Raw genomic sequence first — 20,771 nt, 5'->3', positions numbered from 1 at the left:
ACCGATATGTGGCGCGCTACAACAATGTAAGGCGCCACAGCTACAACGGTTACCACTCGCCGGTAGCGGCAGAAAAGATGGCGGCGTGAGAACCGAAAACAATGTCCAAAATTACTGGACCAGATCAGCTTGCCCGCGAAGAGGCCAGTACATTCAATATTGATGTCGACTGACACTCAGCTTTCGCGGGCAAGCCCGCTCCTACAGGGGGATTGTGTTGTTTGTCGCCCTCCATCATTTCAAAGGTGATCCCATGTTCATCATCGCTTTTCTGGGCGGCATTTTGACCGTCCTCAGTCCCTGCATCCTGCCGGTCGTACCGTTCCTGTTCGCCGGGGTCAAACATACCCGTTCCTCCATCCTGCTCACCCTCGGCGGCATGGTCCTGACCTTTGCCCTGATCTCCAGCCTGGCCGTGGTCAGCAGTGAGTGGGTGGTGCAAGCCAACAACACCGGTCGTCAGGTCGCCCTGATCGTGATGGTGCTGTTTGCCGTGTCGCTGATCTCTGCCCGGGTCGGTGACTTGATGGCCGGTCCGTTTGTGGCGCTTGGCAATCGCCTTGACCCCGACAACCGCAACCTGTCCGGTCCGTTGAGTTCGGTGATGATCGGTGTTGCCACCGGCCTGCTGTGGGCACCCTGCGCCGGGCCGATCCTCGGTGTGATCCTGACAGGGGCCATGCTGCAAGGCGCCAATGCGCAAACCAGCCTGTTGCTGCTGGCGTACGGCCTGGGCAGCGCGTTGTCGCTGGGCACCTTGATTTTCGCCGGTCGCGGTCTGGTCAACCGTTTGAAAGCGTCGATCCCGGTCACCGGGTGGCTGCGTCGAGGTACCGGTGTTGCGGTGCTGGCTGCGGCGGCGGTGATTTCCACCGGAGCCGACAAAACCCTGCTGGCCGGCACTTCCTCCGAAGGCGTCAGCAGCCTCGAGAAAGGGGTGCTGGAAACCGTGCCGAAAGTAGTCGATTACTTCGTCAGCAAAGTGAAGGCCGATACGATGGACAACGCTCAAGGCGCCATGCCGTCACTGAACGGCGCCGTCGAATGGCTCAACTCGCCCGCCCTGACCAACGATTCCCTGAAAGGTAAAGTGGTGCTGGTGGATTTCTGGACCTACGACTGCATCAACTGCCAGCACACGCTGCCGTATGTGAAGGACTGGGCGAAGAAATACGAGAAGGACGGCCTGGTGGTGATCGGCGTGCACACCCCGGAATACGGTTTCGAGCGCATCATCGACAACGTCAAGGATCAGGTGAAAAAGCTTGGCATTACCTACCCGGTGGCCATCGACAACAATTACGCGATCTGGCGCAACTTCGACAATCAGTACTGGCCCGCGCATTACCTGATCGACGCCAAGGGGCAGGTGCGTTACACCCACTTTGGTGAAGGCAGCTACGACACTCAGGAGAAGGTGATCCAGCAACTGTTGGAAGAGGCGAAAGCCCCGGCTGCATAATCGATCAAATCAATGGCCCACAGGCTACGCGCCTTGGGTCATTGGTTTGTTCGCCTGACTGCGCCGCCACGCGGCCGGGGGTGCACCGAACTCGCGACGAAAGGCCCGGCTGAACGCTGTATCGGTTTGGTAACCCACTTCTTCGGCAATGCGCATCAATGAACTGTTACTGCTGCGTAACAGGTTAGCCGCCAGCAACATCCGCCATTGCGTCAGGTACTGCATCGGCGAACTCCCGACCAATTGCTGAAAGCGCTCGGCCAAGACTGATCTTGAGGTGCCGGCTGTGCGCGCCAGCTCATCCAGCGTCCAGGCGTGACAGGGCTTTTTGTGCAGTGCGTTCAACGCACCGCCGACAATCCGGTCACCAACTCCGGCCAGCCACCCGGTACGCCCTTCGCCCTGTTCGTTCATGTACAGGCGCAGCACTTCGATGAACAACACTTCGGCCAGTTTCGCCAGCACACCTTCACCACCGGGCCTTGGCGAGCGGGCTTCGGCCAAGGCATAACGCACCGAAGATTCGAGCCACATGCCGGCATTCGAGCCGCGCACGTTGACCCGGACCACTGCCGGCAGCCCTGTCAACAACATGCCGGCCAACCGCGTATCGCACGCCAGATAACCGCACACCAACCGCGTGACCGCGCCGCCACCACCATAACTCAACTGCCGTGGCCGCCGCGCCAGCACCGCGTCCAGCCGTGCACCGGTGGCGGGCGGCAGGCCCGGTTTAGAACACATGCGATGAGCATGCCCTTGCGGGAAAACCACCACATCGCCGGCCGTCAGCAGCAACGGAGGGTCATCACCGAGTTCTACGTAACACTCGCCCTCGGTGATCAAGTGAAAGATCACCACACGTTCCGCACCGGGTTCCAGAAACGGTGCCGCCGTGTCGGCGCTGGGCGACTGATAGCACCAGGGCGCGGTGAACCGGGCATTGATGAAAATCGCGCCGACCAGGCGCACGACACGCAAGGTTTGTGACAGGGCGTCCATGGCGGTTTCCCGATGTGCGGATGGTGTTGATTGTGAGCCTGTCGAGGCCCCGCGCCCAACCTCCGGACGATCGGACAGAGTTGGCCGACGATCGGGCAGGACGCTGGCCTGCGCTGGGGCGATAGTTGGCCAACGGGGCCGCTTCCGACCCCGTCATCAATAACAAAAATGAGAGGTTGCCATGCCAAAGTTCGTCATAGAACGCGAGATCCCGGGCGCTGGAATACTGTCAGAGCGCGATTTGAAAGCCGCCTCGCTAAAGTCCTGCAATGTGTTGCGCGAGCTGCCAGAAGTGCAGTGGCTTCAGAGTTACGTCACCGGTGACAAACTCTACTGCGTGTACATCGCACCCAACGAAGCGCTCATCAAAGAACACGCCACCCGCAGTGGTTTCCCGGCCAACCGCATTTCCCAAGTGGCGAGCATTATCGATCCCACCACGGCGGAATAGGCCGCGATCGCGTTGCAATCCTTACGGAGCAGACTTCATGAGTACACCGATTGATCTCACTGCCCTGAAAAACCGCCAGATGGCCTCCTGGGCCAGCGGCGACTACGCCGTTATAGGCACCACGTTGCAGATTGTCGGCGAGCAACTCGCCGAAGCCTGCGACCTGCTCTGTGACGAGCGGGTGCTGGACGTGGCCGCCGGCAACGGCAATGCGACACTCGCCGCCGCACGCCGAGGCTGTAACGTCACCTCGACTGATTACGTGGCCGCATTGCTGGAACGTGGCGAAGACCGGGCCAGGGCAGAACGACTGGAGGTGACCTTCCAGGTGGCTGACGCTGAAGCGTTGCCGTTCGAGGACGCCAGCTTCGATGCCGTGTTGTCGACCTTCGGCGTGATGTTCACGCCCGACCAGCCCAAAGCTGCGGCCGAACTGGCGCGGGTTTGTCGCCCCGGTGGGCGGATCGGCCTGGCCAACTGGACGCCGGAAGGCTTTGTCGGGCAGATGTTCAAGACCCTGGGCCGGCACATGCCGCCACCGGCGGGGGCACAGCCGCCGTCCAATTGGGGCACCGAAGCCTGGCTGCATTCACACTTCGATGAACGCGACTTTCTGGTCCAGGTGACGCGCCGCACCTTCAACTTCCGCTATCGCTCGGCGGCGCACTTCATCGACGTCTTCCGCAACTGGTACGGTCCGCTCCATAAAGCCTTCGCGGCGCTGCCTCCCGAGGGTGCCCAGGCGTTGGAACAGGGCCTGACCGAGCTGCTGAACCGGGCGAACCGGGCAGGGGAGAAGTCACTGGTGGTGCCGAGCGAATACCTCGAAGTCGTCATCACAAGGCGCTGAGCTGGCGTAGATCTAATGTAGGAGCGAGCTTGCTCGCGAAGGCGGTGTATCAGTCGATATATAGGTTGACTGATACACCGCCTTCGCGGGCAAGCCCGCTCCTACAGGGGGATTATGGTGTTTTTTAGTTCTACGAGATGCTGGCACCACGAGCCTTCAATAGCTCGCGCAATACCGAGCGGTGACAGTGCACTTCTTCCTCGCAGTAACAACCAACGGCCAGCGATGTTTGATGGGAGAGGGCCGCCAGCAGGTCCAGTAACTGACTGGGCGCGGGATAGTTCATTTCAGCCTTGAACTTGCGTTTGAAGGCTTCCCAGGCTTTGTCATCGGTGGCCGCTTTGGCTTCGGCGAGCAACTCTGCGCTGGGTGACAGCAGCGGCTGCCAGACATCATAAAAATCCCGGCGGGCAAACTCGGCCTTCGGTACGCCGCGGGGCGGGCGGCGTACCGTTCCTAAACGCAGACCTTCATCGAGTGCGCGCGGTGAACCGAGTCGAACGATATGAATAGCCATGTCAGCATTATGGCTGACGCGAGCCATCAAACCACTCCCGGGCCGTGCGCAAGATGCAGACCCCCAGAAAGTAAGCCGACATCAGTAGCCAAATCCCCATCACCATCGGGTTAATGACCGGATGGTTGAGCACCAACGACAAACTGCACAGCAACCAGATGGCCGTCACGGCGATGTTGATCGGCATGAAGCGGCGCACGCGAAACGGGTGCAGAAACTTCATCCGCGTCACGGTCAACAAGGCCAGGCCGATGACCGTAAACAAAGTCACCCACGGTGTCGGCGCGATGATGTACAGGCATAGCGCAACCACGTTCCATGCGGCCGGAAAACCCTGGAAGTAGTTGTCTTTGCTTTTCATGTTGACGTTGCAGAAGCACAACAGTGACGACACCAGAATCAGCGACACCGTCAGCAGCAGCGTGTAATCCGGCAGCGGCACGTAGCGATAAATAAACAGCGCCGGGATGAACACATAGGTCAGGTAGTCGATCACCAGGTCCAGAATCGAGCCATCGAAACCTGGCAACACCGACTGCACATTGACCTTGCGCGCGAGTGCGCCGTCCAGCCCGTCGACGATCAGCGCGACCCCCAGCCACAGCAGGCAGTGGGTCGGCTGGTTTTCCAGCAGCGCGAGGGTGGCAAGGAAGGCGGTCACTACGCCGGTCGCGGTGAAACCATGGGCTCCCCATGCTTTGAGCCTGGCAATGTGTACGGTCGAAATCACGGGGCGTTCTCCAGAAAGTGAAGCAAGCCTGTTATCACCCTTCAAGTGAGGGTGTTGGCAAACCGGGTCGGGTTGCAGGTATCGACCGGGAATCCAGAGATAAGGTTCACCATCTGTAAATCCTGGCGGCGTGTCAGGTTTCACGCCAGCCCAACGGTGGTGGCGCATTTGCCGCCGAGGACTATCGTTGCGTGACTGATTCACTTCCCTTCAGGAGGACATCGTCATGAACACCAGCGATTTACTCGAACAATTACTGCGGGCCGGCCAGGGCTCGATTTCGCAACAGAGCGGCGCAAGCGCATCGTCTCAAGATCCGCTAGGCGGACTGGGCGGGTTACTGGGTCGCCTGATAGGCGGTGGGGGCGGCCGAAGCAGTGCCGGTGGTGGATTGGATGACTTGCTCGGCGGATTGCTGGGGGGCGGCGCACCGACGGGCGGTGTGACTCAAAATCGCTCCGGTGGCGGCACAAGTTATGCCGCCCTGGCATCGCTGGGAATGATGGCTTTTCAGGCGTATCAGGCCTGGCAGCGCAGTCAGGCCTCGGCGCCACAACAGCCGCCGCGCACAGTCGATTTATTGTCTGGCCCGGACGTCGAAGACCACAGCCATGCCGTGCTGCGCGCGTTGATTGCTGCGGCGAAGGCCGATGGCCGCATTGATGATGCAGAGAAGCAGATGATCAGCGCTGAAATCGGCAAACACACCGATGACCCGGACCTTCAGCAATGGCTGGATGAAGAAGTGGCCCGGCCGCTGGATGCCACCGATGTGTCGCTGTCGGCAACCGATCCGGCGATCGCGGCGGAAATGTACCTGGCCAGTGTGATGCTGGTGAATGATCAGGGTGAGGTCGAGCGTACCTGGCTGGACGAACTGGCGGCAGCGCTGAACATCGATCCCGAGTTGCAGGTGCATCTGGAACAGCAGGCCAAGGGTGGTGCTGCCTGAGGGGCCGCCACATAAATCATGTTGGCTATCAGATTGCTTTCGCGAGCAGGCTCGCTCCCACATTGGAATGCATACCCATGTGGGAGCGAGCAGGCTCCGGGCGGCGTTCCGACGAAGAACGATTACGCGATCGACTGTCTGGCTCGACTATCTACACCAGAAACGTAATGCCATGCGCCTCGGCAATCTCAAGTATCCGCGGCAAATCCTCCGGTACCCGTAGCCGATCCACCGCCGCAAAGAACTGCCCGCCCCGCGGATCTGAGACCACGCCAATCATTTTCGCGGTCGGGCTGATGTTCTTGTAAGCATGGATCGACCCACCGGGAATATGCACGTAGCCCCCGGCCGAAACCGTGGTGGACGTACCCGCCACTGTCATTTCAACCTCGCCGTCGACCACATAAAACGCCTCGTCCCATGGATGAAAGTGCGGCGGCGGCCCGCCACCTTGCACACGTGGGCCGTCGGGTGCCGCACCTCAGGCCCGTTTGTCCGGGTGATTTCAATGCCGATGGAATTTTTATCCGGCCCGGTCGCTCTGCTGAGTAGAGACGCCATCATGACCGAGGCATCGGCAGCAGGTGCGCCATGAACAAGAACCTGGATGATTACAACCGCCTGCGCGACTTTTCGGCGACTTCCGAACCCGCGGCGACCAAGCGCCCAACCCAAAAAACCGCGCAAGACCACGCGCTGCAGTTCTGCATTCAGAAGCACGACGCCTCACGACTGCATTATGACTTTCGCCTGGAACTCGATGGTGCGCTGAAAAGCTGGGCGGTGCCCAAAGGCCCCTCGCTCGACCCCAAAGTCAAGCGCCTGGCGGTCCACGTCGAAGACCATCCGCTGGACTACGCGACGTTCGAGGGCAGGATTCCGGAGGGGCACTACGGCGCTGGTGCGCCGTCGGCGCCACTCAACGGCGCCCACAAAGCCAAACTGCCCGACCAACTCAAACCCGAACTGGCGACGCTAGTGGAGAAGGCCCCGCAGGGGCGGTGGAGCTACGAAATCAAGTTTGATGGCTACCGGATCATGGCCCGCATCGACCACGGCGACGTCAAACTCTTCACCCGTAACGGTCACGACTGGACCCACAAATTGCCAAAGCAAGCCCAAGCGTTAGCGGCGCTGAACCTCGAATCGGCCTGGCTCGACGGCGAAATGGTGCTGGCCGACGAGCAGGGTGTGCCGGACTTTCAGGCGTTGCAAAATGCCTTCGACGCCGGTGCCAGCGCCAACATCCTGTATTACCTGTTCGACCTGCCTTACCTCAATGGCGTGGACCTGCGCGAGGTGCCGGTCGAAGAGCGCAGGGGGGCGCTGTCCACCGTGCTCAAACTCAATCAGGACCCATTGCTGCGCTTCTCGGACTCGTTCGACGAAGCGCCGGAAGCCTTGCTCGACAGCGCCTGCCAAATGCAGATGGAAGGGTTGATCGGCAAACGTCTGGGCTCGCCTTACGTGTCCCGGCGCAGCAGCGACTGGATCAAGCTCAAGTGCAAACACCGGCAAGAATTCGTGGTGGTCGGCTACTCCGATCCGAAAGGTTCGCGCAACGCCTTCGGTGCGTTGCTGCTCGGGTTGCATGACCGTGACAGCGGCCAGTTGCGTTACGCCGGCAAGGTCGGCACCGGGTTCAACGAGACCACGCTCAAGCGCATTTACGAACAGCTGAAACCGTTGCAGGCGAAGAAGCCTTCGGTGGTTAATCCACCGAGTGGTTTCGAGGCCAAGGGTGTGCACTGGCTCAACCCCGTGCTGCTGGCGCAAGTGGCATTCGCTGAGATGACCAAGGAAGGCTCGGTGCGCCATGCGGTGTTCCATGGCCTGCGCGATGACAAACCCGCCAAAGGCATTACAGAGGAGCAGCCGAAAGTGGTGAAGTCCCCAGAGAAAAAACCGGCCCAACCCGCACCGTCACAAATGGGTCTGGGCGAAGGCAAGGTGCGCATCACCCACCCCGACCGGGTCATCGACGCCTCCAGCGGCACCACCAAAGTGCAACTGGCCGAGTATTACGCCAGCGTTGCCGAGTGGGTTTTGCCTGAACTAAAGGATCGCCCGGTGGCGCTGGTTCGCGCGCCGGACGGCATTGCCGGTGAACTGTTTTTCCAGAAAAACGCCGAGCGCCTGGCCATTCCAGGCATCACCACGCTGGACAAGGAACTGACCGGCCAACCGGTGATGATCATCAACAACGCCCAAGCGCTGATCGGCGCCGTGCAGATGAGCACCGTGGAACTGCACACCTGGAATGCCACCGCAGACAACCTCGACCGGCCTGACCGCTTCGTGCTGGACCTTGACCCGGACCCGGCGCTGCCCTGGAAGAGCATGGTCGAAGCGACTCACCTGACGCTGTCAGTGCTCGATGAACTGGGGCTCAAGGCGTTTCTCAAAACCAGCGGCGGCAAAGGTATGCACCTGGTGGTGCCGCTGATCCGCAAGCTCGGCTGGGATGAAGTAAAAGACTTCAGCCATGCGATTGTCAGCCACATGGCCAAGCTGTTGCCGGAACGGTTTTGCGCGGTGTCGGGACCGAAAAACAGGGTAGGGCGGATCTTCATCGATTACCTGCGCAACGGTTACGGCGCCACCACCATTTGCGCCTACGCCGTACGAACCCGTGAAGGGTTGCCGGTGTCGGTGCCGATCTTTCGCGAGGAGGTCGCCGAACTCAAGGGCGGCAATCAATGGAACGTGCACACTGTGCATGAACGCCTGGCCGAGGTGGGAGATGCGCCTTGGGCGGATCTGAAGAAGACCCGGCAGACGATTACGGCTGAGATGCGACGGCGGGTGGGAATGAAAAAGTGATCGGAGGTGAAAATGCCGACGCCCCGTTCACGGGGCGCCGGTCGGACCTCTTTATTGCTTGAAAGCAGTTACTTGATGAATTGCTGGAGGTCAGAGTTCAGTTTGTCGATAGCGGTTTTGAAATCTTTCGCAGTGACATTCTGGCTTTCGTTTTCCAGGGTCGTGCCAAACACCTTGCGCACTACTCGGCCCACGGTCTGGTTGCTTTTGGCGTCGATGAATTCCGCCTCGATATACAGCTCGGTGTCCTGGTCGCGGTGGCCGGTGGCTGCTTGTGTCGCCCCGACGACGGCCGCAATAGGCACCACTTCATACCACTTCATACCTTCGTTCGAGGCGCTGACCCCAGTGATTGCCGCGCGCAGGATCAAGGTTTTGGCACCGGCCGGAGCGGCTGCCGGAGTGCTGACTACCTGGTATTTCGTGCCCAGTGTGGCCCGGGCTTTGGTGGTCATGTAGTTCTGAATATCGGTCAGCGTCTGCTGATTGACCCGTTCATTGGGTTTCGGCGCTGGATAGAAATCCAACTTGTTGAACACCACGGTGTTATACGCATTCGGGTTCCAGGATGGGCTCACCCAACGCATCGCGGTACCACCGCTTGGGGTTTCGACTTCCTTCAGGTTGTTGTAGCTCGACAGGAAACCGGAGTACTGCGTCGTCTCCGTGACTTTCGAGGTGCAACCGCCCAACAGGACGCCGGTGAGTGCAGCACCGATGAACAAGCTTCGGGACAGAATCATAGTGGTGTTTACTCCATGGTTTAAGTCGTGTTTTTTTTTTTGCTACGCATCAAAAACGCCAAGTCATGTTCCCGGTCAGCGCTTGAATCCATGCATTGTCGAATTGCCCGGAAATTTGATTGCCCGAAACGGTCTTTGTCTGTTGGTCGGGCATGTCACCGAGCCAGATCAGGGCCCAACTGACATTAACGTCGGTGTCCTTGTCAAGAGCATAGGTGGCTCCCGTCCCAAGGCGCCAGGCTTCATTCACCGGCAGGATCACGCTGCGGTTGCTGTCCGACACGGCGCTGCTGTCGTACGCCACACCGACGTTCCACAGCCATTGCTCGGTGGCCTGGTATTGCGCGCCAAGGGAGAGGTGCCAGGTGTCCTTGAAATTCGCGTCGACCGTTGTCGACTGCGCACCAAACGCCGTGGTGTCGACCTGTACGCCGATTTCTCCGAACTCCGACCAGTCCTGCCAGTTGACCGAGGCCAACAATGCCAATTTCGGGTCCATTTGTTGGAACAGACTCAGGGTGACGGTTTGTGGAACCTTAACGTCGAGGTCGGTTTGAGTGTTGTTGACGCGCTCCAGCAGCCGACCATCGCCTTTCACATCCAGCCGGTCTTCGAAGTCCAGATCGACCTGGCTGGTATAGGTCAGACCAATGCGCGTGCCGGGTTGCGGGGCATAGATCACCCCCACGTTGGCGCCATAGCCCCAGGTGCCATCCCTGTACTTGAACTGGCCGTCCGTGCGGTCGGTGAAACCGAAGGGGCTACGGTCAATGGCGGTTTGCGCTTTCAACTCGCCGTACATGGCCTTGACGCCCACGCCTACCGACCATTGCTCGTTGAAGCGGTAAGAGACACTGGGCACCATGGACAAACCGACGATGCTGGCGTTTTGCACAAAATAACGGCCTGACCAATCGTTGTCGTAATTGATGGCAAGCCCGAAGTCGCCGTAGGTACCGAAACCGACGCTCCAGTGATCGTCCAGCTCATGGGTGACGAAGAAGCTGCCGCCGGGAATCGGATCTAGGGCGTTGCCACTGCCGCTGCCAGCGGTGTTGGTGCCGGAATCGCGATCGAAGGACAAGTCACCGTAGAGCACTTGCAAACCGCCGGTGATTTGCGTGCCCGACAAGTAACTCATGCCCGCCGGGTTGTAGGCGATGGTCGAGGGGCCTTGAGCGCGGGCGGCGGCGCCAGCATTGGCCAGGCCGACGTTATCCGTGCCGATTTCGTAAAGACTGATGCCGCCGGCCCAGGCTTGCTGGCAGCACAGGGCAAGGAGCGTGAAAGTGGGTAGGGCAACTGTTTTTGTTGGCATGATTGTCCTTACCAAATGTCTATTCGAAAACGGGTGGCTCACCCGGCCACCCGTGAATTTGATTGCTTACTTGGCCATTGCCGCGCGGGCTGCCTCGATCTTGGCCTTGACAGAATCGAGGTTAAAACTCGCGCCTTTTTGCATGGGCGGGAACTCTATCGCGGTTTCAGCCAGTTTAGCCACCTGCTGCTGGACGAATACGAAACGCCAGAACTGGAACTTGAACCAGTCGAAGTACTGTTGGGAGCCCTGTGCTGACTGATTTTCCGGCCAGCCCATGCGTTCAAAAGGGTCAAGACGAAGGTTGGTCAGGAACGGAACATCCACAGCTACTTTAGCTCCCAGCCACCCACCGGGTTGGTCAATGAAACGATACTTGTAATCATCAATGCGCACCGCACCCAGCGTACTCTCTCCAAAGTAGAAGATTTCATGCCGGTTCGACGGACCTTTACCGGTGATCATCGGCGTCTGGTCGTAGCCGTCGAGGTGCACCTTGTAGGTGGTATCGCCCAGTTGCTTGCCCTTGATTAGTTCCGTGGTGATGTTCGGGTTGCCCGCCGCAGCGACCAGAGTCGGGAACCAGTCCATCCCCGACATGATGCCGTTACCGACCGTGTTAGCCGGCACTTTACCCGGCCAGCGAACGATCGCCGGCACCCGGAAACCGCCTTCCATGACGGTGCCTTTACCCATGGCAAACGGGGTGGTGCCGCCGTCCGGCCAGGTGAAGTTTTCCGCGCCATTGTCGGTGGTGAAAACCACAATGGTGTTGTCATCCATGCCTTCTTTTTTCAGCTTGGCCATGACATCGCCGACGATGTCATCAAGCTGTGCCATACCGGCTTCCTGTTCCGACCAGCCGTTTTCCGAATTGCGCATGGCTTCGTACTTGTCGGACAGGTGAGTGACGATGTGCATGCGGGTCGGGTTCAGCCAGACGAAAAACGGTTTGTTGTCCTGCTTGGCCTTGTCGATAAAGGTGAAGGTCTTGTCGCGAATTTCCTCGTCGACGGTTTTCATCCGCTCTGGATAGAGCGTACCGGCGTCTTCGATTTTCTGTTTGCCGACCTTGCCCCAGCGCGGCATGACGGTGGTGTCGTCGGTGGTGGTAGCCCAGCTGTGGACCATATTGCGCGGACCGACCTTGTCCAGCAGGTCCTTTGGATAGTTGGGGTGTGCCGGGTCTTCCATGGCGTCGAGGTGATAGAGGTAACCGAAGAACTCATCGAAGCCGTGGACGGTGGGCAGGAATTCGTTCAAGTCGCCCAGGTGGTTCTTGCCGAACTGGCCGGTGGCGTAACCCATGGATTTCAGGGTTGTGGCGATGGTCACGGCTTCGGCGGGAATGCCGATGGGCGAACCGGCCTGGCCGACGGTGGTCATGCCCGTACGGATCGGCAGTTCACCGGTAATGAAGTTGGCGCGCCCAGCGGTGCAACTGGCCTCGGCATAATAGTCGGTAAAGCGCATGCCTTCGTTGGCGAGCTGGTCGAGATGAGGAGTGCGGCCGGACATCATGCCCTGGTTGTAGACACCGATGTTGGACCAGCCAATATCGTCACCCATGATCACCAGGATGTTGGGCGGCTTATCGGCGGCATAAGTCATACCGGGGATAAACATTGCCGACATCAGCAAAGGCGTTGCGAGTACGGAGAAAATCTTTTTCCGGTTCATATGAAGATCCTGTGTACGGCGGTTCACACGTTGAAAAGAAGCCCCCAGGCTTCTCCTGAAATATTGGATCCCCCCGCGAAGAGATTAGGTAGGTATTGTGAAATTTCCAGAAGCAGCCCTCTTAAAACAGGCAAAGCGTGCTCAAAACTTCAATTTGTTTAGCGTTTGAATGGCGCGTGTGAGGAAACTGCGTTTTGCTAATGCCTTAAACATCCACGTGTTTAAGCATGCTGCGCCTGCGACCTGAGCAGCCGAATGCGCCAAAGGTCAATCAGACGTTCTTGCAGCCCTTTTGGTCGTACACCACTCACACCTACACCACGTTTGGTGTGAACACCGAGTCGACCTACAACTGGCAAACCAAGGAATGGTCGGTCCCCGTCAATGCCATGGTGACTCAGCTGCTCAAGCTGGGTGGTCAGCCGCTGACCATTCAGGTTGGCCCTCGCTATTGGGCCGACAGTCCCGAGGACTGTGCGCGGGGCTGGGGATTTCGCGCGGCGATTACGTTTTTGTTTCCCCGATGAACCCCCAGCCCGCTCAAGTTGATCTCGTCGCCTTAACCGCCTTGCTGTACCACTCGGGCATCATTGCCTGAGCCTTCGATATACACTTTCATGCCTTTACTCAAGTTCGGATTGATCGGCTGGGTAACCGATACCAGCACGCCACTGGTGACCCGTACGATGATCTGTTGCGCTGTTACCGGTTGGTCGTACTTTTTCTTCTCTACATAATTACCGCCCGCAGCACCGGCGAGCGCACCGGCAACCATGGCGACATCGCGCCCGGTGCCATGACCGATCAAGCTGCCGATACCCAGACCGCCAATGCCGCCGAGTACGGCACCGACGCCACTGTCGTGATTGGTCTGCATCTGTGTCAGCGATATCTGCTCGATCTTCCCTGATCGAATCTCCATCTCACCGGCACCGCCAGAGGTTGATCCGACGGCAGAGCAGGCACTGATTAACACAGTCGCCAACGTGAGGGTCATCCAGGACAGGATTGCTTTCATGCGGTGTACCTCTTTATCGATAGTCGATTATTTGTATTTGATGGCAATGGCTTTGAGCTTGCGCCCCTGGATCGTATTGACGTCGCGGGCCCATACCGGGCCGGACACGTAGGCCCCGACGGTCGCAATCTGGTCGTAAACCACGACTACCGCGTCTGCGCCAAGCTTGGCGCCTTCGTCCTGCAGTTTGAGTTCGATCTCGGCCATAGGGGGCGCCGGTTCGATGCTGGCATCAATCAGAATTTCTCCTAACCGCACGAAGGGGCGAGTCGGGTCTGTGCGTAACACCTGGACTTCGGCCGGAATGGTCGGCGGATACTGCGGGACCCCAACATACTGGGTTGTTTGGGCCTCCACCGTCGCGCAGCCGTTTAACGCCAGTACACCGGCGAAGAGCGCGGTGAAGAACAGCGTTCTGCACACATTTGATAACGGATTTGATGAGTGCGGTTGCATGTCGAATGACCTCTGCTTCAGGTTAATTCAACCACCAACCTTTTTTGGTGATTGAAACAGGGTTCAACTGCGGATGAACGCCCAGATATCGGCGTTCAATTTGTCGATCGCGGCTTTGAAGTCCTGGGTGGTGATTGCCTGCTTGTCGTTCTCCAGCGGGGTGCCGAATATTTTGCGCACCACTTTGACGACGGTTTGATTGGTCCCGGCGTCGATGAGCTCAGCTTCGATGAACAGGTTAGTGTTCTGATCCCGGTGACCGGTGGCGGCCTGTGTCGCTCCGACAACGGCCGCAATCGGCACCACTTCATACCACTTCATGCCTTCGTTCGTGGCGCTGACCCCGGTGATTGCCGCGCGCAGGATCAAGGTTCTTGCTCCGGCCGGTGCTGCGGCCGCGCTAGGCACTATCCGGTATTTCTGGCCCAGCACGCTTTTGGCCGTGCTGGTCATGTAGCTCTGCAAGTCGAGCAACGTCTGCTTATTGACCCGCTCGTTGGGTTTTGGCGCGGGGTAGAACTCCAGCGTATTGAACGCCACGGTGGTATACGCATTCCGGTCAAACGACGGGCTCACCCAGCGCAGCGCCGTGCCACCGCTAGGCGTTTCGACTTCCTTCAGGTCGCTGTAGCTCGACAGGAAACCGGAGTACTGCGTCGTCTCGGTGACTTTCGAGGTGCAACCGCCGAGCAGGAGTCCGGCCAATGCGGTGCCGATGAGCAGGTTTCGGTACATGTTCATGGTGGTGTGTTCTCCCGGAATAAAGTCGAGCGTTTCGCTGTTAATGCAGTCGGCCATCGCCCACCTGCGTCGAAATGCAAACATTTCTGAAGAGAGCGTAGGTAGCAATGCTGAAATATCCAGCCAATGCGTTCCACGCTGACTTTTTTGCCCGGATTTGTCGGGTTATTTTTTCGATTGAATGGCGAATGACAGCAAATTGAGCTTTGCTGATATTTCCGGATGGTCGATGACTGCAAACCGGTGCAAGGCATGAATCATCAATACGTGTTCATCGGAATACGAGTCCGTTACGACGTCATTTCCGTCACCCGTCGTTTAACGCCAGACCTCTCTCTGCGGAGAACAAAAGATGCTAACCCTCCAGCAGTATGTCCGCTTGTTCACGGTCAGCATGGTGATGGCTGTCGTTGTCACTCCGTTGCACGCCGCCCAGACACCGGCGGTCGATGTGTCGGCGGTGCAATTGGAGCCCAAGGCGCTGGATATTCTGAAGGCCATGAGCGCTCGCCTGACCAGCGCCAAGGGCCTGAGTTTCAAAGCCGTTACCACCTACGAAAAGCCCAGCCGGCTTGGGCCGCCCCTGGCCTATAGTTCGGTGGCGCTGGTCACTGAGCAGCGCCCGGACCAGCTGCGTGTCATGACCTCCGGCGATGGTCCGGCCACCGAGTTCTATTACGACGGCAAGCAAGCCTATGCCTTTGAGCGCAAGGACAAACTGCTCGCCCAAGTCGATGCGCCTCCCACCATCGATGCGACGCTGGAGGCCGCGTACCAGCGTGCGGCAATCTATTTTCCGTTTACCGACGTTATCGTCGCTGATCCTTATAAAGACTTGTCCAGGGACATGCGTGTGGCGTTCTACATCGGCCAGTCCACGGTGGTCGGCGATACCACCACCGATGTGATCGCATACACCAGCGACACCGTGTTCGTCCAAGCCTGGATCGGTACCGAGGACAAGCTCCCGCGCCGGTTGCGGGCAGTGTTTCTCGATGACCCGACCCGATCCCGGCATCAGGTCGATTTCAGTGACTGGAAGCTCAGCTCAGCGATGCCTGCGGCGTTCTTCAAACCTGACCAGATCGAGTCGGCGCACCGGATCAAATTTTCCCCGCCTCCCGCCCTTCGCGCCCCGCAAGGCGTTAAGGATCCGGTCACAAAACCCTGAACGAGGAGGTTGAATCATGAGCAGATCTACCTTGAAGTTCGCGGGCCTGTTAATCGCCGCGCTGATGTGTAACGAGGCGGCAGCCTGGTCGCACGCCGGTGGTTTTGGGCGTTCATACGGTGGTGGCGGTTCATGGAGTCGTTCCGGCGAATTTGGCTCGGCTTCGGGCGGCGATGGCAGTTGGAGTGGCGAAACCAATCGCGGCGGCTCGGCCTCCGGCGGTGACGGCAGCTGGAGCGGTTCAGGCTATCGCGGCGGTTCGGCCTCCGGTGGCGGTGGGTCCTGGGCGGGCACAGGTGCCGAAGGCGGAACGGCTTCCGGTCAGGACGGTGCCTGGCATGCACAAGGTGAAGATGGCGCCAACGCTTATGGCTACCACGCGGACGGTTATGGTACGACGGCTTACCGGGGGCCCGCTTATGGCGGGTCCGCTTACCAGTCAGTTCCATACGGGACTGCCTACTACCATCCGCCCGCCGCTGTGATTGCCAGCAGCGGCTGTTATTACTGCGGCGGTGTCAATCCGGTAGCCGCCGCTGCGACGGGCGTGGCGGTGGGTGAGGCTGCAGGGGCGGTGGCCGACGAGGATGCCGACGACAACGCGTTCGGCGCTGGCTATAACGCCGGGATGGTCGCTTCGGGACCGCCGACGATGCCCTTGGGCCAGACCTATGCCAGCCTGCCTCCCGGATGTAATTTGCAGACTTTTTCCCAGAGCACGTACTACCAATGCGGCAATTCCTGGTTGCAACCTGCCTATGGCGCCAACGGGGTGTATTACACCGTGGTGACACCGCCATGATCAGCGTTTGCAAGCCCTGGACGCACTGATTTCAGCAGCGTCTGCTCCGAGCCTGCGTGACCCGGAACAGACGCTGGCTGTGTCTTCAGCTGATGTTGCGCAACGATCCCTTCCAGTACTTTTCCCGCACACTTTCTGTTGCGCAAAGTGAAATAGGCCAACACCAGGAACGGGGCGGTGATCCACCGCCCCGATGCCTGCTACTGACTGGTAGTGGCTGCCAACAGCGGCGCCATCTGCTCATCGGTCAATGCCGCATGGATGTCCATCTTCATGATGTCGCTCCACTCCAGCACCCATTGCTGGATGGGCACCAGATCACTCGCCTCTACAATCCCCATACCGCTCGAACCGCCTACGGCATGCCAGCGTCCGAGCATCTTGGCGCCTGTGGGCGGAGCACCCCCGGAATTGAGAAAACGCTCGATCGCCTTGTTACGGTTTTCCGGGTCAATGGACCAACTGACGATGAATAACATCGGCCACCTCCTGATACGGATTGGCACCTGTTTGTCTTCGCGCACCTGGCTGGCGCCGGGACCACGGTTACGCTGAGCCTCTTTATCCTCTGTGAAGGCATAGCAGCGACCGGCAGTCCGCGTACGACCGCTGATCCTCTTTAGTTATCTTTTCATGGATTGAATAACGTCACGCGCGGTGCCTGTTTCACCCGCGAAACATGGGCGGCGACTTGTAGTTTTCATCGATGCTGCCCTTACGCATCCCGCAACAGGTCATTGGCGTTGAGGATGTCGTAGGCGATTTCCGGGCGATTTTCCAGGCTGCGGCGAATGGCGGCCGGGATCGACTGGCGGGTTTTACGGCATAGCCCCGGTTGCTCGCCGAGGGTGATGCCGATGCCGCGCATCGTGCGCACTTCGTTGAAGCTGGGGACGATCTCGACACGGATGCCCAATTGCTCATACATCCGCTGTTGCAGGCGTTCGAGGTCGGCCAGGCTCTGGAGGTTTTCCAGGCGGTCGAGCAGGCGCTTTTCTTCCTGGCGGGTCAGAAACAGGATGCGCACGTCCGCCCCCGGTGTTTCAAGCAGTGGGTCACGCCCGCAGTTGCAGGCGCCGGGCGGGCAGGGTGAGCGGATCGGAGCGGAGGTGGTCATGGGGTTCAATCATAGAGCGCTCTAATCCGGTTTGCCCATAGCTGAATCGTCAGTCTGAGATTTCGGTCGTCGGGATAATCTGCTCATCCTCAACCGGCGCACTGCTGGCAGTTTTCTTTTCCCGCCGATCATTCATCCAGGTGTTCAACCGGGCACCGAATTCGGCTGGGGCTTTGCGTCCGACTCGTCTGGCCAAATCGAGAATGGTCTGCTGGGCGAGCGCGTCTTCCATGCGTTTTTGCGCGGTCATCATGACGGCGTGCACCGAGCAGGGACCGTCGAGGGCCCACGCCGGTGGGGCGCCGTCGAACACGGCGCAACGCCCGCGAATCTCGCGGCAATCGAAGATCAGCTTCTGGCCATCAATGGCATTGACGATGTCCAGCACGCTGATTTCGTCCGCCGGCCGGGCCAGTTTGAACCCGCCGCGCACGCCTTCGGTGGCGATCACCAGTTTTGCCTTGGCCAGCCGGGTGAAGATCTTGGCCAGGTAATCCAGCGGCACGCCTTGCAACTCGGCAAGGTCGCGCACGCTCGCCTCACGGCTATCGCCGGAATCGCCCACCAAAAAAATCAGGCAATGAATGCCGTATTCAACGCCTGCGCTATAAAGAGACATCTGGATCTCCGACTGAATAAGTCGCCAATGTTATCAGTCGATGGCTAGGGCGGGCAATGATCCGCTGGCGAGGCTAGCTGCTCGGTGCTCCTTGTTGATTAAAGCTGTTGAAGGATTGTCGAGGTATCAGCATTGGCGATAGTAACCATTGTAAATTGGATATTGCGAGCTTTAACTCGGATCACTATAGTCGCCGATGTCCGCTCGGTAACGAGTTCAGCTTTTGGTCTTCCCCGGAGTTAAAACCATGAAACAGCACATTCTGGTCATCGGCGCAGGTTTCGGCGGTATGTGGACGGCGTTGAGCGCAACACGCCTGTTCGACCTACATGATCACAACGGCGTAGAGGTCACGGTTCTGGCGCCTCAGGCCGAGCTGCGCGTGCGTCCACGCTTTTACGAGCCGAACGCTCATCAACTGGCGGCACCGATCGGTGAGCTGTTCGATGCCGTGGGTGTGAAGTTCATCAAGGGCGCCGCAGACACCATCGACGTGGAGCAAAAACGTGTCGGCTACACCGATGCTTCGGGCACCCGACAGACGTGCAGCTACGACAAACTCGTTCTGGCGACCGGCAGCCGCCTGGCCTTGCCGAACACTCCAGGCGTGTCCGAATATGCCTTTGACGTGGACCAGATCGAACAAGCCGTGCGCCTGGAAAACCACCTCAAATCCCTGGCCAGCCTGCCAGACAGCAAAGCCCGCAACACCGTCGTAGTGGCGGGCGGCGGTTTCACCGGGATTGAAACGGCGACCGAAATGCCGGCACGTCTGCGGGCTATCCTCGGTGAGGGTGCCGACATTGAAGTGATCATCGTCGACCGTGGCGAGAAGGTCGGGGCTTCGATGGGCGCCGAAATCAGCCAGTCGATTGCTCAAGCGAGCACGGAGCTGGGGGTGAAATGGCGCCTGAAGTCATCGGTTGTTGCCGTTGACAAGAACGGTGTGACCTTAGCCGATGGCCAACGCATCGATGCCAAAACCGTGGTCTGGACCACCGGTGTGCGCGCCAGTTCGCTGACTGAACAGATCCCCGCTGAGCGTGATAGCCAAGGCCGTCTGCACGTGGACAGTCATCTGAAAGTCATCGGCCAGGACGACATCTTTGCTACGGGTGATGTGGCTTACGCGGCCTGCGATGACATCGGCAACTACGCAATGATGACCTGCCAGCACGCCATCTCGCTGGGGCGTCACGCCGGTAATAACGTGGCGGCGCACATTCTGGGCGTGGACCCGACGCCTTATAGTCAACCCAAGTACGTGACGTGCCTGGATCTGGGCGCCTGGGGTGCGGTCTATACCGAGGGTTGGGATCGTCAGGTCAAACTGGTCAAGCAGGAAGGCAAAGAGCTGAAAACCCAGATCAATACTGTCTGGATCTACCCGCCAGCCGCCGACCGTGCCAATGCGTTGGCAGCCGCGGATCCGATGATCCCGGTGGCATAACACCGATGTCTTGATCCCGTAGCGTGGATAGAAAAATCCCGCTCAAGTCACCTTGAGCGGGATTTTTTTTAGATGCGGAAAGCTTGGCGGCCGACCAGCAGCCACTTGCCACCCTTCTTTTGCCAAATCTGGAAGTTCTCGATTTCGGTCGGAACTACTTCGGTGCCCTTGAGCGCTTGTGCCGAGAAATGATTGCGAACCAGCGCTACGTCACCGGACACGTTAATGGTCTGATTCTGCATTTCCAGGGTTTTGAAGGCGCTTTTCCCGGTTTCGATATCAGCGATGAAGTCGGTCTTGTCCTGAACCTTGCCGCTGGAATGCCCGTAGGTCAGGTTCTCGGCGGTCAGCGCTTTAAGCTCGGGAATGTTCTTGTGCAGCATGGCTTGGGTCAGATGGTCGACAGCGCTCGCGACCTCTTTCTCGCCCGACACCGGGGCGGCCACTACGTAGCCATTGAACAGGCAGAGAAAACCGACTAGCAGCTTGACGTTCTTCATAGGTGGTTCCTTGTTGTTATGGGGTAGGGTGACTCGTCTGTCATCGTACAACCTAAGAAGGATTAAGAAAATACCCGGCACGATCTGTATTAGGCCATGCCGGGCGCAGTGCATTTCAAGCCAGCATTGACAGTAAACCGCCCTGCCGATCCAGTTTGGCCAAGTCATCGAAGCCGCCGACGTGAGTGTCGCCGATAAAAATCTGCGGCACGCTGCGACGCCCGCTTCGGTTGAGCATCTCCTGGAATTTGCCCGGGCTGGATTGAATGTTTATTTCCTCGGCGGCGATGCCTTTACTGGCCAGCAGTGCCTTGGCGTTGCGGCAATAGGGGCAGGTGTCGGTGGTGTAGATCGTTACGTTGTTCATTG

22 protein-coding genes and 2 pseudogenes are annotated in these 20,771 nt (G+C 58.9%); 9 read left to right on the top strand and 15 right to left on the bottom strand.

Translation table 11 applies throughout. The features are described from left to right. Positions 1-253 precede the first annotated feature (253 nt). Positions 254-1,462: a cytochrome c biogenesis protein DipZ gene (locus KGB06_RS12515; RefSeq protein ID WP_223516121.1), complete on the top strand. Its 1,209-nt coding sequence runs from the start codon at positions 254-256 to the stop codon at positions 1,460-1,462. A 24-nt stretch (positions 1,463-1,486) separates the two neighbouring features. On the opposite strand, the gene KGB06_RS12510 is transcribed toward KGB06_RS12515, so the two are convergent. Further along, a complete protein-coding gene (locus KGB06_RS12510; protein WP_223516119.1) occupies positions 1,487-2,464 on the bottom strand; it encodes an AraC family transcriptional regulator in 978 nt (325 codons plus the stop codon). Positions 2,465-2,645: 181 nt separating this feature from the next. Here KGB06_RS12510 and KGB06_RS12505 point away from each other — a divergent pair, with 181 nt between their 5' ends. Together KGB06_RS12505 and KGB06_RS12500 are read left to right on the top strand one after the other, a co-directional pair. After that, positions 2,646-2,915, top strand: a complete 270-nt coding sequence (locus KGB06_RS12505; protein WP_223516117.1) for a DUF4242 domain-containing protein — start codon at positions 2,646-2,648, stop codon at positions 2,913-2,915. Between the two features lie 37 nt (positions 2,916-2,952). Further along, positions 2,953-3,765, top strand: coding sequence for a class I SAM-dependent methyltransferase (locus KGB06_RS12500; RefSeq protein WP_223516115.1), 813 nt, complete (start codon positions 2,953-2,955; stop codon positions 3,763-3,765). Positions 3,766-3,895: 130 nt separating this feature from the next. Here KGB06_RS12500 and KGB06_RS12495 read toward each other — a convergent pair whose 3' ends face one another. Next, positions 3,896-4,282, bottom strand: a complete 387-nt coding sequence (locus tag KGB06_RS12495; protein ID WP_223516128.1) for a DUF488 domain-containing protein — start codon at positions 4,280-4,282, stop codon at positions 3,896-3,898. A gap of 7 nt (positions 4,283-4,289) precedes the next feature. Continuing rightward, positions 4,290-5,012 (bottom strand): phosphatidylcholine synthase, encoded by a 723-nt coding sequence (pcsA, locus tag KGB06_RS12490; protein ID WP_223516113.1) that lies wholly within the window; start codon positions 5,010-5,012, stop codon positions 4,290-4,292. 226 nt (positions 5,013-5,238) lie between these two features. On the opposite strand from pcsA, the gene KGB06_RS12485 reads away from it, so the two are divergent. Next, positions 5,239-5,964: a tellurite resistance TerB family protein gene (locus KGB06_RS12485; protein ID WP_223516111.1), complete on the top strand. Its 726-nt coding sequence runs from the start codon at positions 5,239-5,241 to the stop codon at positions 5,962-5,964. A 151-nt stretch (positions 5,965-6,115) separates the two neighbouring features. Here KGB06_RS12485 and KGB06_RS12480 read toward each other — a convergent pair. Beyond that, positions 6,116-6,421: pseudogene (locus KGB06_RS12480) on the bottom strand (cupin domain-containing protein); the annotation flags it as partial. A 134-nt stretch (positions 6,422-6,555) separates the two neighbouring features. Here KGB06_RS12480 and ligD point away from each other — a divergent pair. Continuing rightward, positions 6,556-8,787 (top strand): DNA ligase D, encoded by a 2,232-nt coding sequence (ligD, locus tag KGB06_RS12475; RefSeq protein ID WP_223516109.1) that lies wholly within the window; start codon positions 6,556-6,558, stop codon positions 8,785-8,787. Positions 8,788-8,855: 68 nt separating this feature from the next. Here ligD and KGB06_RS12470 read toward each other — a convergent pair whose 3' ends face one another. The 3 genes from KGB06_RS12470 to KGB06_RS12460 all read right to left on the bottom strand — a co-directional run bounded on the left by KGB06_RS12470 (position 8,856) and on the right by KGB06_RS12460 (position 12,528). Then, positions 8,856-9,530, bottom strand: a complete 675-nt coding sequence (locus tag KGB06_RS12470; RefSeq protein WP_223516106.1) for a DUF3313 domain-containing protein — start codon at positions 9,528-9,530, stop codon at positions 8,856-8,858. A 49-nt stretch (positions 9,531-9,579) separates the two neighbouring features. Then, the gene (locus tag KGB06_RS12465; protein ID WP_223516104.1) at positions 9,580-10,848 is read right to left on the bottom strand and encodes an OmpP1/FadL family transporter; all 1,269 of its coding nucleotides are present in this window, start codon (positions 10,846-10,848) and stop codon (positions 9,580-9,582) included. A 66-nt stretch (positions 10,849-10,914) separates the two neighbouring features. After that, positions 10,915-12,528: an arylsulfatase gene (locus KGB06_RS12460; RefSeq protein WP_223516101.1), complete on the bottom strand. Its 1,614-nt coding sequence runs from the start codon at positions 12,526-12,528 to the stop codon at positions 10,915-10,917. Positions 12,529-12,791: 263 nt separating this feature from the next. Between KGB06_RS12460 and KGB06_RS12455 the strand changes: the two are divergent. Beyond that, positions 12,792-13,055: pseudogene (locus tag KGB06_RS12455) on the top strand (transporter); the annotation flags it as partial. A 32-nt stretch (positions 13,056-13,087) separates the two neighbouring features. On the opposite strand, the gene KGB06_RS12450 reads toward KGB06_RS12455, so the two are convergent. The 3 genes from KGB06_RS12450 to KGB06_RS12440 form a co-directional block, all read right to left on the bottom strand. Next, on the bottom strand, positions 13,088-13,546 hold the full coding sequence (locus tag KGB06_RS12450) for a glycine zipper 2TM domain-containing protein (RefSeq protein WP_223516099.1): 459 nt from the start codon (positions 13,544-13,546) through the stop codon (positions 13,088-13,090). Positions 13,547-13,573: 27 nt separating this feature from the next. After that, complete coding sequence (locus KGB06_RS12445) at positions 13,574-14,002, bottom strand: hypothetical protein (RefSeq protein WP_223516097.1); 429 nt, start codon at positions 14,000-14,002, stop codon at positions 13,574-13,576. Between the two features lie 63 nt (positions 14,003-14,065). Next, on the bottom strand, positions 14,066-14,743 hold the full coding sequence (locus tag KGB06_RS12440; protein WP_223516127.1) for a DUF3313 domain-containing protein: 678 nt from the start codon (positions 14,741-14,743) through the stop codon (positions 14,066-14,068). A gap of 352 nt (positions 14,744-15,095) precedes the next feature. Between KGB06_RS12440 and KGB06_RS12435 the strand changes: the two genes are divergently transcribed. Further along, positions 15,096-15,914 (top strand): DUF2092 domain-containing protein, encoded by an 819-nt coding sequence (locus tag KGB06_RS12435; RefSeq protein WP_223516094.1) that lies wholly within the window; start codon positions 15,096-15,098, stop codon positions 15,912-15,914. A gap of 16 nt (positions 15,915-15,930) precedes the next feature. Continuing rightward, complete coding sequence (locus KGB06_RS12430; protein WP_223516091.1) at positions 15,931-16,716, top strand: hypothetical protein; 786 nt, start codon at positions 15,931-15,933, stop codon at positions 16,714-16,716. A 200-nt stretch (positions 16,717-16,916) separates the two neighbouring features. On the opposite strand, the gene KGB06_RS12425 is transcribed toward KGB06_RS12430, so the two are convergent. From KGB06_RS12425 to KGB06_RS12415, 3 genes are all read right to left on the bottom strand, one after another. Continuing rightward, positions 16,917-17,195, bottom strand: coding sequence for a DUF3303 domain-containing protein (locus tag KGB06_RS12425; RefSeq protein WP_223516088.1), 279 nt, complete (start codon positions 17,193-17,195; stop codon positions 16,917-16,919). A 236-nt stretch (positions 17,196-17,431) separates the two neighbouring features. Then, positions 17,432-17,833 carry a hypothetical protein gene (locus KGB06_RS12420; protein WP_223516086.1) on the bottom strand — a complete coding sequence of 134 codons (402 nt, stop codon included), beginning with the start codon at positions 17,831-17,833 and terminating at the stop codon, positions 17,432-17,434. 49 nt (positions 17,834-17,882) lie between these two features. After that, positions 17,883-18,452, bottom strand: coding sequence for an RrF2 family transcriptional regulator (locus KGB06_RS12415; protein ID WP_223516083.1), 570 nt, complete (start codon positions 18,450-18,452; stop codon positions 17,883-17,885). Positions 18,453-18,699: 247 nt separating this feature from the next. Here KGB06_RS12415 and KGB06_RS12410 point away from each other — a divergent pair, with 247 nt between their 5' ends. Then, positions 18,700-19,902, top strand: coding sequence for an NAD(P)/FAD-dependent oxidoreductase (locus KGB06_RS12410; protein ID WP_223516080.1), 1,203 nt, complete (start codon positions 18,700-18,702; stop codon positions 19,900-19,902). A 68-nt stretch (positions 19,903-19,970) separates the two neighbouring features. On the opposite strand, the gene KGB06_RS12405 is transcribed toward KGB06_RS12410, so the two are convergent. Together KGB06_RS12405 and grxC are read right to left on the bottom strand one after the other, a co-directional pair. Continuing rightward, positions 19,971-20,402 carry a nuclear transport factor 2 family protein gene (locus tag KGB06_RS12405; protein ID WP_223516076.1) on the bottom strand — a complete coding sequence of 144 codons (432 nt, stop codon included), beginning with the start codon at positions 20,400-20,402 and terminating at the stop codon, positions 19,971-19,973. Positions 20,403-20,517: 115 nt separating this feature from the next. Then, positions 20,518-20,769, bottom strand: a complete 252-nt coding sequence (gene grxC / locus KGB06_RS12400) for a glutaredoxin 3 (RefSeq protein WP_223516073.1) — start codon at positions 20,767-20,769, stop codon at positions 20,518-20,520. Positions 20,770-20,771 lie beyond the last annotated feature (2 nt).

The organism is Pseudomonas sp. GL-B-19 (genome assembly GCF_019956415.1).
Classification (GTDB): domain Bacteria; phylum Pseudomonadota; class Gammaproteobacteria; order Pseudomonadales; family Pseudomonadaceae; genus Aquipseudomonas.
Note: the sequence above shows the minus strand (reverse complement) of the source record. Positions and strands in the feature narration are given on the sequence as shown.